3 protein-coding genes and 1 tRNA gene are annotated in these 17,785 nt (G+C 41.4%); 1 reads left to right on the top strand and 3 read right to left on the bottom strand.

Translation table 11 applies throughout. The features are described from left to right. A tRNA-Asp gene (locus tag ACCI51_RS18095) sits at positions 1 to 77 on the top strand. 229 nt (positions 78 to 306) lie between these two features. Here the strand turns inward: ACCI51_RS18095 and ACCI51_RS18090 are convergent. The 3 genes from ACCI51_RS18090 to ACCI51_RS18080 form a co-directional block, all read right to left on the bottom strand. Further along, positions 307 to 1,002, bottom strand: a complete 696-nt coding sequence (locus tag ACCI51_RS18090) for a thioesterase II family protein (RefSeq protein WP_371844825.1) — start codon at positions 1,000 to 1,002, stop codon at positions 307 to 309. Continuing rightward, positions 999 to 2,630 carry a cyclic peptide export ABC transporter gene (locus ACCI51_RS18085; protein ID WP_371844824.1) on the bottom strand — a complete coding sequence of 544 codons (1,632 nt, stop codon included), beginning with the start codon at positions 2,628 to 2,630 and terminating at the stop codon, positions 999 to 1,001. Before ACCI51_RS18085 ends, ACCI51_RS18090 begins: the two co-directional genes overlap by 4 nt. A gap of 146 nt (positions 2,631 to 2,776) precedes the next feature. Next, complete coding sequence (locus ACCI51_RS18080) at positions 2,777 to 17,785, bottom strand: non-ribosomal peptide synthetase (RefSeq protein WP_371844822.1); 15,009 nt, start codon at positions 17,783 to 17,785, stop codon at positions 2,777 to 2,779.

The raw sequence follows: 17,785 nt of genomic DNA, 5'->3' as shown, positions 1-17,785 counted from the left end.
GGACCGGTAGTTCAGTTGGTTAGAATGCCGGCCTGTCACGCCGGAGGTCGCGGGTTCGAGTCCCGTCCGGTCCGCCACATACAAAAAAGCCCTGCTCGCAAGAGTGGGGCTTTTTTGTATGTGGTATATATACGAGGCCCTAGCAGCACCTAAGGCCTTTACCCGAAGGCCTATTAGTGGTTCCGCACAAAGCCAAACTGCAATTACCTTAAGCGGCTAATGTAATTTCACTCAACTCCCGAGCAACCGCACGCACAACCTCTGATCGCAGAGTGTTAATAAAAAAATGGCCATCATTAAACATCTTTAGAGAGACCCCCCCTCCATATACTGTGCCCAAGCGAGAAGCTCAGACTCCAACACAGTTTGATCTGAAGCACCTCCAAATAGCGCTACTGCACCCTTGTACTTCCAGTCCACACTACAAGAATAAGTTTCACTTAGCGAAAAATCGGCACGGAGAATTGGGAGAAAAACCTCCATCAGTTCAGGGCTTGCTAAAACTTCCTCTGGTGTGCCGTTATATTTCCTAAGCTCGGCCAACAAAGCATCATCTGACAGAGTGTGAAGCCTCTTTTCCAGAATCAAGTGAGGAGCCTTCTTGGCTGACAAGATCAGTAGTTTTGGCTCATCAAGGCCTAGTAGGGACAACTTCCTGGCGACCTCAAAAGCAATAAGTGCTCCATTACTATGCCCGAAAAAAGCTGTAGGCTTTGTGTTAAGCCCGGAAATCACTTTGGCAATAGAATTTGACAACTCATCTAGCGAGTGAAGCAAAGGCTGGCCGAATCGCCGGCCACGCCCAGGTAATTCGACGCCGAACACCTCAACATCTGGACCTAACTCCCTTTGCCAGCCTTGAAACACTTGCGCCCCCCCTCCCGCGTAAGGGAAACAGCACAATCTAATGGGCGCCGAGCTTACACAGGTATTTTCATCCCGATGAAACCATTCGTCTACATTTTCAATTGAACTCGTATATATACTTCCCGAATAGGTCATTGCGAAGACAACTCCAACTCATTAATGGCCGACTCCTCCTGATACGCCTTACCGAGCTCAAAATTGTACATCCTATCCGCCACATCAAAGTACTTATCGTCATGAGAAATAACTATCACAGTTTTACCATCTGCTTTAAATGCTGGAAGTAATTCCCGGTAGAAATAGCTCCTAAAAATTGGATCCTGATCAGCTGCCCATTCATCGAAAAGATAAATAGGGGCATCTTCAGCACAAGCTAGTAGCATGGCCAACCTTTTCCGTTGACCTTGTGATAAATCAATTGTCGATAGCTTTCCATCAACAATATCTACTTTGTCTGCCATCCCTAAGCGCTCGACATGTGACCAGACATCCACCTTTGAAACCAATTCCCCCTTAGAATTGAGGATATGTTCAAACAAATAAAAGTCAGAAAAAATAGTAGAAAAATGATTTCTATACCACTGAATGTTTTTTTCTGAAACCTCAATATCACCAAGATGGATACTGCCTGAGGAATGAGAATATAAGCCGACTAGTGCTTTCGCAAAAGTTGACTTACCACTTCCATTTCCACCCCGAATAAAAACTACCTCCCCTTCAGAGACCTCAAAATCTACCGGGCCAATTGAAAAGCTTAGATCACCTGATTCCTCATAGCGATACATCAAACCCCTAACAGATATCTTACCCCATCCGTTGACATCGCTCTTGTCGGTCACTCTGTCCACAAGTTGATTTTCCACCAAACTTAGCGATTGAACTTTTTTATAGGCAACTCGCCCCTTGAAAAGAAATTGAAAGGAACGCATTACGAAATTTAGGGGGCCCACCATGTAAGTAGTAAATAAAACAAAACCAGTTAGAACCGCAATCTCAATTTCGTACACCGCAAAAGCAAAATATACAAGCAATCCCAAGCAAAAAAACAGGATGGTTGATGCCCAACTTTGAGTTAAAACCCAATATGTCAGTGCGTTGGACTCGAGCGATTTTACCTCCTCCAATCTAGGCCGCACTAATTGTTTTAGAAAGAAACTTCTCCTGGCCTCATTTAAGCTTAACTCCTTACTTCCATCAACCATACCTTTAAAAATGCTAAACATACCATCCTCACTCTCCCTTAAAGCAGTGAAAACCCTAGCGCCCCGATACATAATATATGCCGTCAAGGAGACACCACTACCCAGGGATAAAAAAAGAACGGTGAACATGGTCGGAGACAAGTACGCCAAATAGCTGAAGCACAGCAATATTGTTGTGAGGTTTACAACAAATACCGGTATGATTGCCAACGCCTCAGAGAGGCTATTTACATCGGTGGTGATAGTAGCATGAACTCTGTGGCCACCTATCTTCTCCAGTTGTTCGTAGCTTGTGCCTAATACCCTTTCAACCAACAAAGAGCGTATACGAAAGACCAAAGATGTTCCTAGCCTTGCAAGTAGCCATTGCGAAAAAAAACCTAGAGTGAACAACAGAACGATGGCCACAAGAAACGTAAGTACAAAATCATCCATTCCTGCCCCTGCTAGAGAGCCATTGATCATAGAGATCAGCCATAGACTTACGCCCGCACTTAACGCGCTCAATACCGCCGCAAAAACTAGCTTCCATTTATATTCTGAAACGATTTTCGAAATCACTATATATCCTTAAAAGGCAGCAGGCCAGCGATCAACTCACGGCCTACTATTTACTTCACACCATCAAAGTGATGCAGCATCTACTAACAGCCAATACTCCCTATAGAAACAAGTATAACTTACCATACAAGGACGAGAGAGGCGATTTAGAGCTTTTCACCTAACCGCCGATTAAATACTTCAGATAAACCCCGAACATAAGGGTCTCTGACAAGGTTTGTATGATCACCCTCAACCTCTATTTGAATAATTTCTCCCTTCGCATAATGACTCCACCCATAATCACTCAGCTCAGCGTCGCTACCTGTAACTCGGTACAACTCTAAATCTATTCCTGCAACTGCTGGACGATATACCGACAGGGCAAACCCTATATCAACAAGATAATTAAAGTATCGATGCACCATAGATCTATCCAGATCCTGAGGAACGAAACCTGTAGAAAAAGCATCATTAACTAACCTATCCACCCCCTGATCAACATCAAGAGTGGAAATTATTTCCCAGTCAAATTGATCTTCAAACAGACCTTTAATTCGATCAAACCAGGAAAATACAGATTTACTTAGATTTTCAATTGGCCTTTCATCAAATAAACCAACATAACCAACTTTGTGCCCCGCATTCTGTAATTGAACGGCGACCTCGTAAGCAAGGGACCCACCCAGCGACCACCCTACTAAGTGGAAGTCCCCCCCAGAATGTTGGTTAATTAGAGCCCGCACATAAAACCCAGCCAATTCCTCGAATGAACTAAAACGATATTCTTCCGTAACTGCAGGAGCTTGAACGCCATAGACAGTGCCAGCAAAATTCATACTATTTGCCAACTTCGTATAGCAACCCACATTACCTCCCAGAGGATGGAAGCAGAAGATCTGACTGTTATTAGCTCCGTGCTTTAATTTAATAAGACATGAATCAGCCAAGTTAGAAACTATCAACTCTGATAATTTACCAGCCGGATTAACATTAGGACCTGGATCAACAGATGTAACGCTTGAAGCAAGAGACCTCAAACCATCCCTGTACAAATCGACTAACTTCTGCGCTTCACTCTCCATATATTGAGAAGAGTTATACTGGAGATTACAACGTAACTTTCCACCTGTTGCAATTAAAGTCAAGGTGATCCCATGGGAAGTCCGCCTTCTTGGGCTAACGTTAGTACCAGTTGACTCGCTAGCGACAGAAAAATGAGTATTCTGCTTGGTAAATTGATCAAACTGCCCCAGATAATTAAATAAGATCCCCGATTTCGAGCAGGTTTCTATGAGTGAGCGCCCCAGCATATACTTATAAATACCATAACCTAAACCCTGTGAAGGAACTTCATTAAGCTGGACTTTAACAGCCCGAAGCTGTTTTACTAGATTATCACCTGTCACTTCCAGCGCTATAGGGTAAATAGATGTAAACCAACCAATGGTTTGACTAAAATCGAAACCTGAATCCAAACCATCCCTACCGTGACTCTCTATATCAAAGCGAACTGTATCTTCACCATTCCACTGCTTAATCGAAATTGATAATACGGTTAACAATAGTTCATTGATTTGAGATGAGTAGACTTCACCAGCCTTTAGCAAAATATCCTGAGACTCACTTATTGGAAGTTCAAAACCTACATTAGAAAATTCTGAAACAGTCTTAATCTCATCATATGAACCAACATCAAGCATGTCGAGATTGGACCAGTATTCAATCTCATCAGTAAAACATGGAGAGCGAGAAATCTTCTGTAAGTAAAGAGCCCAATCTTGGAAAGAATTAGTCTTGAATCCTGCAGAAAGCGGCTGATTATTGACTAACTGAGTCCAAAGCAGCTCAATATCCTGCAACAGGATCCTCCAAGAAACACCATCAATTATTAGATGATGCACAATCAATAATAATCGACCCTCACCACTTAGATTCTCAATAAAAATTGCTTTTATCAACGGACCATCCAAAATCGATAAGCTTCTCTGCGCCTGCTCCGCAATATCAGAGAAACTCGAAAATGAATCATCTTCAAAAAAATAACTTTCGACACTAGCAGATACCAAATCTTCAACTTCAAGTTTATACCTTCCTATCCAGTTTGTATCTCTGTATTCAAAAGTCAGCCTGAAGGAGTCATGCTTACTAAAGACAACCCTCAAAATAGACTTCAAATTTTCGACGTTTAAACCGGGCGGGGTTTTCAGAACTATCGACTGATTATAGTGATGTAGATCTGTTTCATCTTGAAAAAATTCACTCTGTATGGGGATCAAGTTAAGTGTCCCCGACACGAGTCCCTGAGAGACCTCAGCTTTATTTAAATTTTTAACATTCGGTGCAAGTGCCGAAATAGTTTGATGTTCAAATATCTGCTTGACGCTAATTTGGTAACCTTCCTTAGCGGCACTGGAAACCAACTGTAAAGAAAGAATTGAGTCGCCACCAATCTCAAAAAAACTCTTCGTCGTATCAACTCTCGAAATCGGAACGCCAAGAACTTGCGCCCAAATAGCTCGAAGCTTAGTTTCAATAAGGTCTTTAGGTTCAGTTATACCAACAAGACCAAAAGAGTCCTCGGGGATACGCAGCGCTTTACGATCAAATTTTCCATTAGGGAGAACATTGAACTCATCAACTTCAATGATCATTGAAGGAACCATATAATCAGGAAGGCGTTCTTTCAGGAAGCGCCTTAGGCATTCAGACAATGAAAAATCTCCCTCAACCTTAAACCCCGTTGACTCCACCCAAGCTATCAGCTGTTTCCTGCCATCCGGGCATTCTCTTACATCAACAACAGATGCTGATACAAAGCGATGCTCAGAGAGCTTTTGTTCGACCTCTCCAAGCTCTATTCTAAACCCTCTCAATTTCACTTGGTCGTCAGTACGTCCATGGAATACTAAATCGCCATTTTCCAAGTAACGAACTAAATCGCCAGTTTTATAAAGCCGAGCTTTAGGTAAGTTAGAAAATGGATCACTGGAAAAACAATCCGCTGTTTTTCCGTCGTTATTTAAATATCGCTCTGCCAGTATTCCACCTCCGATATATAATTCTCCTACAGCCCCCCATGGAAGAAGATTTTTATTCTCATCCAGCACATATAGCTTCCTATTCCCTACAGCATTTCCAAGAGGAAGGTATGATTGTGCTTCTGTAATATCCGCAATAGTAGTTGTTATTACAGCTTCTGTTGGCCCATAGGCATTATACAGCTTACATGTTTTGTCAATATTTAGCTCTCGCCAACGCCTTACCAAACCAATTGTAGGAGCCTCACCTCCAACAACGACTCTGCTTAGGGTTGATTTATTCCAAAATCTAGAATTGACTGTGTCATCTAATAATAACTGGGAAAGGTAGTTAGGCGATAGATCCGTAATCGTGATTTTATTTGCATCTACAAATTTTGAAAACTCAATACCACTCCATAATTCCTTTTCCCGCAAATATACTCTCGCACCAACTGTTAAAGCAGCAAATACTTGCTCCCCAAAAGTATCAAAACTAAATGACGCAAACTGTAACACTCTATCCTTATCTGACATAGATAGAACTTTAGTTATAGCCAGTATATGATCGCTCAAAGCACCATAATTAACGACGACACCTTTTGGTATTCCTGTGGTACCAGAAGTATAGATTGCGTACACAGGACTCTTACGGCTACGTTTTGGAGCTATAAATTCAGCTTGCCCTTCACCTACCCAGTCATATAGATCTAAGACAAACTGATTATCAACATCAAAATCAAACTTACCCACTAAATGACTCTGAGTGAGTAAAGCCCCTGCGCTAGAATCTTTGAGCATAAACTCTAAACGCTCGCGCGGATAATTCGGGTCAAGGGGTACGTACGCAGCTCCGGACCTGAGAACAGCCAGCACAGCAACAATCATCTCAATCGATTGATTCATGCAAATTGCTACAAAGGATCCTTCAGAAATACCGGACCTGATCAAATCATCTGCCAATCTATTTGAGCGCCGATATAACTCACCATAATCCAAGCTCTCCTTCGAAAAAGTTACCGCATGCTGCCTCGGGAAACGTGAAGATTGCAGCGTAAATAGATCTAAAATTGCATGATCGCGCTCACTCACACCAGGCCCAACACTCTCCCCATTGATTCTATTTAAATCACTAGAAGAAATGCAGGACAGCTCTCCTAATTTTCCTTCAGTACAGCTTGAGATATTCTGTAACAATTGTTCCAGTTGCTCAGCCATTCTTTGAATTCGAGACTCAACAAATAAGTCTGTATTGTATTCAAAGCTTAATTGAAGCCCATCTCGCAATTCTGAAACATTTAACGTTAGGTCATATTTTGCTACTGAACGATCAAATTCATAAAACTCAACACTAATATCCTCCAGCTCAGCCTCAACTGGACTATTAGTATCCATTGAAAGCATAATCTGGAAAAGTGGTGAGTAAGCGGTGCTACGTTCAGGTTTCAGTAAGTCTACCAACTGTTCAAAAGTAAGCTCTTGATGAGAAAGAGCATCCAGATTAACTTTTTTTACTTGGGAAAAATACTCATGTAACGATTGACTGCCATCACAATTCAATCGTAAAACCAAAGTATTCACAAAGAATCCTACAACCGACTCAATCTCCTTTTGCGATCTATTTGCAACAGGAGTTCCCAGTACTATATCGTGATCATTACTTAATCTTGACAGTAAATAGGCGAATGAACCGTGAAGCAACATAAAGAGCGTTATATTGTATTTCTCCGCAGCGCCCTTCAAATTAGCCAATAACTTGTTATCTAGGAGTCTATGTATAGTCTTGCCGGAATACCTTTGCGTAATAGGACGAACAAAATCCAGTGACAAATTATGCACTTGAGGTATCCCAAGCAATTGGGCCTTCCAAAAATTTCTCAAATCTGAAAGCTTATCGCCAAGCAACATCTGTTTTTGCCAAACAGCATAATCTATATATTGAAGTGGGAGATCCACCTTTCTAGGGGCCTCTCCTCTACCTATGGCCTGATATATATCAAGAAATTCTTGAGCGAGTATCCGCATAGATCGTCCATCAGCAGCAATATGATGAACATTGATGATTAGCACTCCATAATCCATCGGTGACTTAATAAAAGTTGCCCTCAGCATCAAGTCAGCTGTCAAATCAAAAACCCTGGATATTTCACTCTTAATTGTAGCGTCTATTTTCTCCTCAATCTTCCACCTTGATTCATTTCCAAAATTTATATACTTGAGAAAAAAGGGACTATATTCAGAAATTACCTGTTTAGCTCCATCACCATCATCAATATAATTAACTCTTAATATTTCGTGCCTAGAAATTAGAGCTGCAAACGCGACCTCTGCAAAATTGATATTAAATTGTCCGGAAATTTTTATCGCCAGAGGTATATTATATTGACTGCCACCTCCTTCCAGTTGATCAATAAACCACAATCTTTGTTGTGGAAGAGAGAGATCAAAATGTTTCGCATCTCTATCGACTGGCTCAACCTTTGAATCAACACAATTATTTTCTGAGTTTTCTATTATACTCGCCAATAAATGTAACTCAGGAGTCTCAAATACTTCACGAACAGATAACTTAACATTAAACTTATCAGACACCTCTGCCACTAACTGAACTGATAGCAATGAGTGTCCCCCTAGCGAAAAGAAATTTGCGTTCTGCCCTATATTTTCAACATCCACTTTGAGTAAGCTAGACCAAATAGTAGCTAGAAATCTCTCTATTTCCGTTTTCGGGGCTAAATATTCCTCTCCTAAATCATTTGGCTCCGTAAGAGCTTTTCTGTCTATTTTACCGTTAGGTGTGATCGGCATTACATCGAGTATGGCTAGTCGCGTAGGTACCATATAGCCAGGAAGCAGTTCTCCGAGTCTCCTGCGAATATCATCTTTAACAAAATTAACCGAGACCGAAATATCAGATCTCAGAACAACATAACCTGCCAAATATTTATCATCCCCGCCACCCCATACTTTCACTGCTGCGTCCTTGACATCAGACAGAGTACTCATTGTGGACTCGACATCACCAAGCTCTATTCGATATCCGCGAATTTTTATTTGGTGGTCCGAGCGCCCTACGTAAATCACCTGCCCACTGCTGAGAAGGCGGACTAGGTCGCCTGTCCGATAAGTTCGACCTTGAGAACTCTCCCCGAAAACAGAATTTGTCAATGATATTTGGTTATTATATCCACTATTGACACTAGCCCCCGAAATTAAAAGCTCGCCAACCATACCACCGGGAACCGAGTTTCCACTACGATCGACAATATCAAAATTTACGCCCTGTATCGGTCGACCTAAAGGAACAGAGATTCCAGACTCCTCACCAGTTACAGAGGAATAAAGGACATCCGACAATACCTCAGTCGAACCATATAAGTTGAAGAATTTAACGCCTTTGAAAAGGCTAATTGATCGTTTGGATAAATCTATAGAAAAAGCTTCGCCACTAACAAACCAATATTTCAGGCTTGTCAACTCCGCAGAAAATGATTCTTTTGCCCTACACATTGCGCGCAATAAAGAGGGAGCAGTGACAATCCGGCTTACTTTAGTTCTTTGTAGCTGAAGGATAAATTCCGGGGTATTTTTAAGCGTATCTCGCTTGAAGAGAACTAAAGGGACACCGGCACACATAGGTACGAATAATTCCCAAACAGCTCTTACAAACGCCATCGAAGTAATATGACACGCTATTTCCTCTTCACCAAACGGGAAGTCATTTAACATCCAAGCAACACGATTTTGTGTGGCTCCATGAGTACCCAACACTCCCTTCGGACGCCCAGTTGAGCCGGAAGTATAGATAAGGTGCGCGACAGTACCCCTTCTTATCTCCGAACAAACAGGCTTATCAGAACTAAAGGACAAGTACTCCGTGACAGTTGACGGATGATCTAGAGTAATCAACTCAACATTAGGTGCAAGATCTTGAACCCACTGAATTGATTCCAGATCAGTAAGGATCACCTTTGCTCCGCAATCCTCAAGAATATAGGACAAACGATTAGCAGGTAGCTCAGACGTCAGAGGCACATAGGCCGCTCCGAGCTTTAAAATTGCCCAAATCGAGACTACACGATCAATACTTCTTGAGGTTGCGATAGCAACCTTATGAGTCGATCGAATATCAAACTGCTTAAAAAGGTAATTGGCTAACTGATTAGCTTTTTGATTCAGATCGCCGTATGAAATAGCCATATTTTCCATAATAATGGCCGGCTTGTTCGCGTAAATCTCTGCATTTTCTTCGAATACATCAATTATACTTTCGAACTTCTCATTAGTTCTCGATAGCGCTGCCCCAGACCAACCATGGCCATTCTTCCATGGAATAGAAAATACTGCCGCTTCTGGGTTGCCCACAACGTATGATAAAAGAAATTCAAACTCATTCGCTATCGTTTTTATCGTAGCTTCATCAAATAAGTTTGCATCATAGACCCATCTAAAACTTAAACTGTTGTTTTCAATATTTTCGTTGATATATAAAGTTAAATCATACTTATGCTCTATCTCTCCGGCAGATTTCAAAGCTTCAATTTCCAAGCCAGGAATACCGGCAGCCTCTCCTCCAATATTATCCATATTGATGAGAATTTGAAATATCGGTGTAAATTCTGTGCTCCTTTCAGGGCTTAAATGTTCGACGATAAGCTCAAGAGGTACATCTGCATAACTAATTGCCTCAAGATGCTCGTTACGGCAACGAGCTATTAGTTCATTGAAACTTGGGTTATCTAAGAACTGTGCTCTAAATACCTGCGTATTTAGAAACAACCCTACCATAGAATCAAGTAGCTGATTATTTCGACTAACCGATGGCGCACCTATTACAATGTCAGATTCATTGCTACATCTTCCAATATGTAGTGAAAGCCCAGCCTGCAATAACATAAACAATGTTGCTTCATTCTTTTCCGCTAGAAGCTTTAATGAAGTCGTTATTTTAGAATTAACTCCATTGTAAAAAATGCCTGTGCTTTTCTCACCACCACTTGCCCGGATCCTATCCGTAGGGAGACTATGTATCGGAGGAGCATCGACCAGCTTCTGTTCCCAAAATTTAAGCTTCTGAGCTAAAGTAGCTCCTTCCATGTACCTACGTTGCCATATCGCGTAATCCCCATACTGAACATCCAGCTCCTTTAATTCTGAAGATCTACTTTCCTTTAAAGAAGTATATATATGCGAAAACTCGTCAAATAGAACTCGCATTGACCACCCGTCTGCGGCAATATGATGCAATGTAAGTAATAGAATTCTATAACTGCTGCTAAACTCCAATATAGAGCCTCGTAACAGTAAGTCCTCCTGAAGATCAAATTTATTAGAAGATTCCAGTTTAATAGTTTCTAGAATTACCGCATCTTGCTCTTCAGGTGAAAGCCTATTTAGTTTTGTAATTTGAAAAGAAACATCAAATTCCTCTCGTACTACTTGTATCGGACCTTGCTTCCTCTGATAAAAGCACGTTCTCAGGATTTCGTGCCTTTTAATAACCTTATTTATGGCTCTGTTTGCAACAACCACATCAAAATCTCCGGAGATCTTGAAGGCATGGAACATGTTATATTGAGTCGAGTCTGGAGATAACTCATTTAAAAACCAAAGCTGCTGCTGAGCAAATGAAAGTGGTAGCTCAACAATATTTCTATCTCGAGGAGTCAAGCGTACCTCAGACGAACCTGCACCGGACGTAGCAACCAACACTGAGAGCTGCCTTAATGTCCTTGCACTAAAGACATCCTGCACAGTTATACGGACATTAAGCTTGTCTTCAATAAGATTAACTAGGCGTACACTTAATAGTGAATGCCCGCCCAGGGCAAAAAAATTGTCATTGAGGCTAATCCGCTCATATTCTAGCCCGAGTAAGTCGGCCCAAATACCTGCAAGAATTCGCTGGAATTCATTTTCGGGAGCTAAGAAATTAACGCAGCTTAGTAAAGCAGGTTTAGGTAACGCGCTTTTATCTAACTTACCGTTAACTGTGAGTGGTAATTCCTCTAATACAGAAAAAGCAGCAGGTATCATATGCGTCGGCAACCTGGATTGTAGCGCTTCCAGCACCCAAGTAACTAATTCTTCACCATTTGCATTCTCTACGGGGCATAAATATGCAACTAACTGACCTGGAAGATCATCCCGAACTAACACTACCGCGGATTTGATTCTATTTAGATCCAATAGTGCGGCTTCAATTTCTCCAAGTTCAATTCGAAAGCCACGTATCTTTACTTGTTCATCAGCTCGGCCGATAAACTCCAGGCGACCATCTGAAAGCTCACGAACTAGGTCTCCTGTGCGATAAAGCCTCTCACTTTCGTTATTGGGGTTAAGTATAAACCGATCAAAATCTAAATCCGGTCTGTTATAATACCCTCTAGCCAGCCCCACACCACCAATATACAGTTCTCCGATAGCGCCAGGTGCAACAAGCTGCTTGATCTCATCGAATATATAACAATAGGAATTGGCTATTGGCCTCCCTATGCTCTCCCTGTCAACCCTACCAACATAAGATTCGCGCAGAGATGTTATCGTACACTCTGTTGGTCCATATAAGTTGAAATATGTACGCCCTATAGACCAGTACCTAGCAACATTGAGTGGGCAAGTTTCTCCTCCTGTGCCAATGACCTTGAGTGAGGGTAATAATTGCTCTCTCTCAGCAGCAAGTACGGCTGCAGGGAGAATTGCATGGGTTATATTTTGATCTCTAATTATTGTAGTTAAATCAGACTGTAGGTCTACCAAGTAAATAGTTGCCCCAGAATTTAGCCCTGCAAATAACTGCCCAGTAGCTGGGTCAAAATTGAACGATATGCAATGTAGCAATCGATCACCGCAGCCGAGTTTAAAATCCTGAATTTCTACATGGTTGAGGTTGAGTAAACTCAGGTGCTCAACTAAGACGCCCTTTGGACGGCCCGTCGACCCTGACGTATAAATTAAGTATGCTAATTGACGGCCATCTCGCTCTACAGCAGGCGCTTCAGGCGACTGCTCCTGCCAAGAACAGCGATCGAGCCACAACACATCAACTGAAATATTGTCCAGTAGTGACTGACTTTCAGTTTCTCCCAGTACCAGACTAGTACCACTATCTTGTAGCATAAATTTCAGGCGTGTCTTGGGATATGCAGGATCAAGGGGAACATATGCTCCTCCTGCCTTCAACACCGCCAATATGGCAATCACTAAGCGAGGTGTTCTCGGTAAACACAAACCAACTTTGCTTTCCGGTACTACTCCCTTATTACGCAACAAATTGGCAAGTTTGTTGGCTTGTCGATTCAACTCACCATAGCTAATTGCTTGCCCCTGCCAAACAATTGCCGCAACATCAGGTTGTAATACTGCTTTCTCTTCAAAATGTTGTTGAATATGGCCACTAGGAACTGGTACTACTTCGCCACGAAGGCCCATTTGAACCGAGGGTTCAACTAAAGGTATTCTTTCAAGCTTATCATTTCCGTGTAAGGGAATATTTGTCAGCATTATCATCAATTGTGCTGCCAGTTGACGAATATGCCCCTCATCGAATAACTCATTGTTATAATCGAATTGAAAACCCAGGCCTGATTCTTTGTCGGTCACACTTAGAGTTAATTCAAATTTTGCCTGAACATCCTCTTGTTCAAAGCTGCATAGCCGAGTACGAGGCAACTCCAAATTAGTTCGCTCATTATTATCCATCGTAAACAAAACTTGGAATAACGGGCTATATTGGGTACTTCGTTCGGGGTTAAGTCTCTCAACTAAGTGCTCAAATGGAACGTCCTGATTTGCCTGGGCATCTAAATTGACTTGCTTTACCTGCTGTAAATAGGTAGATAGAGTTTGTTCTAGGTTGCAGTTGAGTCTTAGCACTAAAGTGTTAACAAAGAACCCTATCATTTCCTCCAGTTCTTGTTGTAAACGACCAGCAACAGGTGTACCCACCACGATATCGCTTTGGCCGCTATGGCGAGATAATAGCAAGGCAAAAGCACCATGTAATAGCATAAATAACGTCACCCCACTTTCCAGAGCAAACGCTTTCAGAGCCTCCCCGTTATGTTTATCTAAAGTTAAACAAACTTGCTTTCCTTTTTGACTCAATTTTTGTGGGCGCGTGTAATCCAATGGCAGATTATGAACAAGGGGTAGTTCACGAAGCTGCTCATCCCAGTACTCCAACTGACAAGTAAAAGCCTCGCTGTTAAACCAATTTCTCTGCCAACTAGCATAATCTGTATACTGAAAAGGAAGCGACGGCAACTGATCACTCATACCTGCCAAAATAGCTTCGTATTGTATTCCAAACTCTTTTACCAATAGCCCTATTGACCAACCATCAGCAGCGATATGGTGCATATTAATATATAATACACCTTCATCCTCAGCTGTATGTATGTAGCCCGCACGCAACATTAAGTCATGGGCCAAATCAAAAATTCTGTTTTGTTCTTTGCTAAGCTGCTGTTGAATTTTTTCAAAACGTTGATCTGCAAAAAAGTGACTAAGATCTGAACGTACTAGCGAAAAATTGTCGGAATCCTGTATACGCTGTTCTACACCTTGTCCTTCATCAACGAATACAGTACGTAAGGAATGGTGACGGGAAATGATTCGAGTAAATGCCTCTTCGGCTGCCTCTTCTGAAAAGCTCCCAGTAACCGAAAAAGCGCCAAACATATTGTAATGGGGGCTACCACCTTCAAGTTGGTCAATAAACCAAAGGCGTTGCTGTGCAAAAGATAAAGGTATAGGACCGACTATATCACATGACGGGCTTATCTGAGGCCGTAGGGCAGATTCTTGTGTTTGATCAATACATCGCGCAAATTCAGCCAATATTGGGCATTCAAATATTTCTCGAACTGCCAATTCCACACCAAATTCAACACGTACAGCAGCGATCAGACGTACAGATAGAAGTGAATGCCCCCCAAGAGTAAAGAAATTTGAATTAGCTCCAATTTTGTCTGTTGGCAACTGCAATAAATCAGACCAAATATTTACAAGCCTTTTTTGAATTTTTCCCTCTGGCTTTACATATCGGCTATGTGACTCAATACGACTAGGCTCTGGAAGCGCTTTTTTATCAACTTTACCATTGCTGGTTAAAGGTATTTTATCGAGCTTCACATAAAAGGAAGGATGCATATATGACGGGAGTTCATTGGCAAGTGTGCTCTTTATCTCCTCTACTTCGTCACCCACCAATTCAGGGTGACGAAACACAACATATGCAATTAAATATTTCTGCCCTTCAGTTAATTCACGATACATGACAACTGCCGTTTCAACATGCTCGTGAGAAATAAGATGGTACTCTATTTCACCCAACTCAACTCGATAACCTCGTATTTTGATTTGGTCATCTATCCTACCAACATATATAAGCTCCCCTGATGGACGAAGCCTCACTAAATCACCCGTTCTGTAGTATCTCTCACCTTTTGGTACCATTGACACAAATCTTTGACTGGTGAGATCTTGCCGATTCAGATATTCCTTAGCCAGACCATGCCCACCAATGTACAATTCCCCTACCGCCCCTAAAGGAACTTCAGATCTATGTACATCTAGGACCTTTACTCTTACATTATTCAGGGGAATCCCTATATTTGGATATTCTCCTTCTATAACACTATAAGTACTGTTTACACAGCACTCCGTAGGTCCATAGACATTTATAGCTGAACGCTCATGCAGAGTTTTCCATTTAACCAGACGATGCCATAAATCTTGAGATATCTCTTCACCACCAATCACTAAGTTTGGAAGACAGGAAGCCAAATTTTGGCTAAACCAACTTTCAAGAAGAGAGGGGGTGCAGTCCATAACCTGAATATTAAATTTAGAGATTAGCCTTCTGAGTTTAGCTCCCTCTCGCTTTATGTCCTCATCAACAATGACAAGGGACACGCCACCAGCCAACTGAATAATACTTTGTAACGAAGCATCAAACGCATAAGAAGAAACCCAACCCCATACGTCCCCCTCTTTAATTAACCCCCAATCTCGGATATTATTGGCCAGATTGGTCAATGATTCATTCTGAATAAGCGCCGCTTTGGGTTGTCCAGTTGAACCGGAGGTGTAAATCCCGTACGCCAAATCCTTACTGGAGTCTCTATCATATATTGTGAGGTTCGCAGTCGAACACTGTGCTAACTCAGCCTTAAAGAAGGCATCATCAACAGTAATACTACTCACCCCTTTTACCCGGTTCTGTAAAGATTTATGAGTTATAAGTAACTCGACACCACTGTCCTTGAGAAGGAAGTCCAAGCGTGACGAAGAACTAGACGGATCTAATGGGACGTAGGCTCCCCCAGCCTTCCATATAGAAAATATGGCCACTATAATATCGATCGAACGGTTAAGCAGCAGGCCTACTAGTACATTTTCTTTAACACCATTTTCTCGAAGGTAACAACCAAGCTGATTTGAATGTTCATTCAGCTGTGCGAACGTAAGAAATTCATTACCATTAGATACAGCTATTTGGTTGGGCCTATTTTGGACCTGACTTTCAAACTGAGAGCAAATACTTTTAAAAGTAGTAGAATTGAACTCTGGAGCCGAATCCAACTTATGAATAAGTTTGAGTTCGTTATCATCAATATAATTTAAGTGTCCGATAGGGCAATCAACACGAACTACTATGTCTTTCAGCAAGCACTGAAGATTAACTGCCATTCGAACAACAGATTCCAACAAAAACAACTCTGTATCGAACTCAAATGTCAAGCGAATACTATCATCAACTTCAACAGCGTTTAGCAACAATTCAAACTTACTATGACCAGTTTGGCTTTCTATAAACTCCAACTCAACATCTGGCAAATTTAATGTCTCAGACTGAGTATTATTCATTGAGAACATGATTTGAAATAACGGCATATAACCAGTATTTCTGTCAGAGCATAAGCGCTCGACCAATTGATCAATTGGTACTTCTTGATTGTTTAGAGCATCAAGGTTAACTTTCTTGACTTCATTTAAGTATTCGCTAAATGCAACTTCAGAAGTACAAGTAGTCCTAAGTATAATTGTGTTAGCAAAAAAACCAATTAAGTTTTCTAATTCGTTAGAGCCTCTATTGGCTACAGGCGTACCTATTACAATATCTGACGAAGAGGAATACTTGGCAAGTAACACGGAAAATGCTGCATGCAGCAACATAAATAGGGTGACATTATTTTCTCGAGCTATTTTTTTTAGCTCTAAAGATAATTGGCGATCTAAGTTAATCACATACCTGGATCCACAGGTATTAAATTTTTTTGAGCGGGGTTTATCTAACGGTAGGGTGTGAACTGCAGGAATCTCTTGTAAATTAGACTCCCAAAAATTAAGCTGAGTTTTAACGCGTTCACTTTTTAAATATGTACGCTGCCAAATCGCGTAGTCCACATATTGTACTGGTAAATCAGGAAGTAGCCAGCCCTTATTAGAAGTGAGTTTCTCATATAGCGTAGCAAATTCTCTTAGTAAAACCCCAGTAGAATGGCCATCTGAAGCGATATGATGCATACTAAAGGTTAAAACTCCTTCTATAGGGGATACCTTTGCATAGGAAACACGCAACATAAGGTCTTGAGAGAGATCAAACAGACTTACTCCCTCACTCTCAATCAGGTCTTTAATCTGCTGACTTCTTTCTGCATCGGATAGCCCAGAAAAGTCTAATCTTCTAATATAAAAATCATTGTCTTTAAGCACCTGTTGATACGGTTCACCCTCAACTTCCACGAATATTGTCCGGAGAGATTCGTGGCGATCTATAATGATATGAAATGACTGTTCCGCTATATCAACATCAAACTTTCCAGATACTTTCAGCGCACCTGGCATTATGTATTCTGCTCCATCACCCATTCTATCTAAAAACCAAAGACGTCTCTGAGTATCGGATACCGGAAGTAAGTCAGAACTACGAACCACTGGGACAATCTTAGCTAGATCATCAATTTCTATAGCGCCTCGAGAATCATTCTCTAAAAACGACTGAAGAGACACTTTGTGCTCTCTAATCATTTCAACAAATTGAGGTTTAAGCTTGCCCTTTTTTGCCTTTGCTTTTAATTTCCCTTCAGCAACATACAAATGGATACCCGCAACATTTAATATTCTTATAACTTCCGCTGTCTTATCCAT

The organism is Microbulbifer echini (assembly GCF_041447225.1).
Taxonomy (GTDB): domain Bacteria; phylum Pseudomonadota; class Gammaproteobacteria; order Pseudomonadales; family Cellvibrionaceae; genus Microbulbifer; species Microbulbifer echini.
Note: the sequence above shows the minus strand (reverse complement) of the source record. Positions and strands in the feature narration are given on the sequence as shown.

Bases quoted from the DNA above. Each gene is read 5' to 3' on its own strand.
- ACCI51_RS18080 (WP_371844822.1), bottom strand. From the start codon at position 17,785: ATGGATAAGACAGCGGAAGTTATAAGAATATTAAATGTTGCGGGTATC.
- ACCI51_RS18090 (WP_371844825.1), bottom strand. From the start codon at position 1,002: ATGACCTATTCGGGAAGTATATATACGAGTTCAATTGAAAATGTAGAC.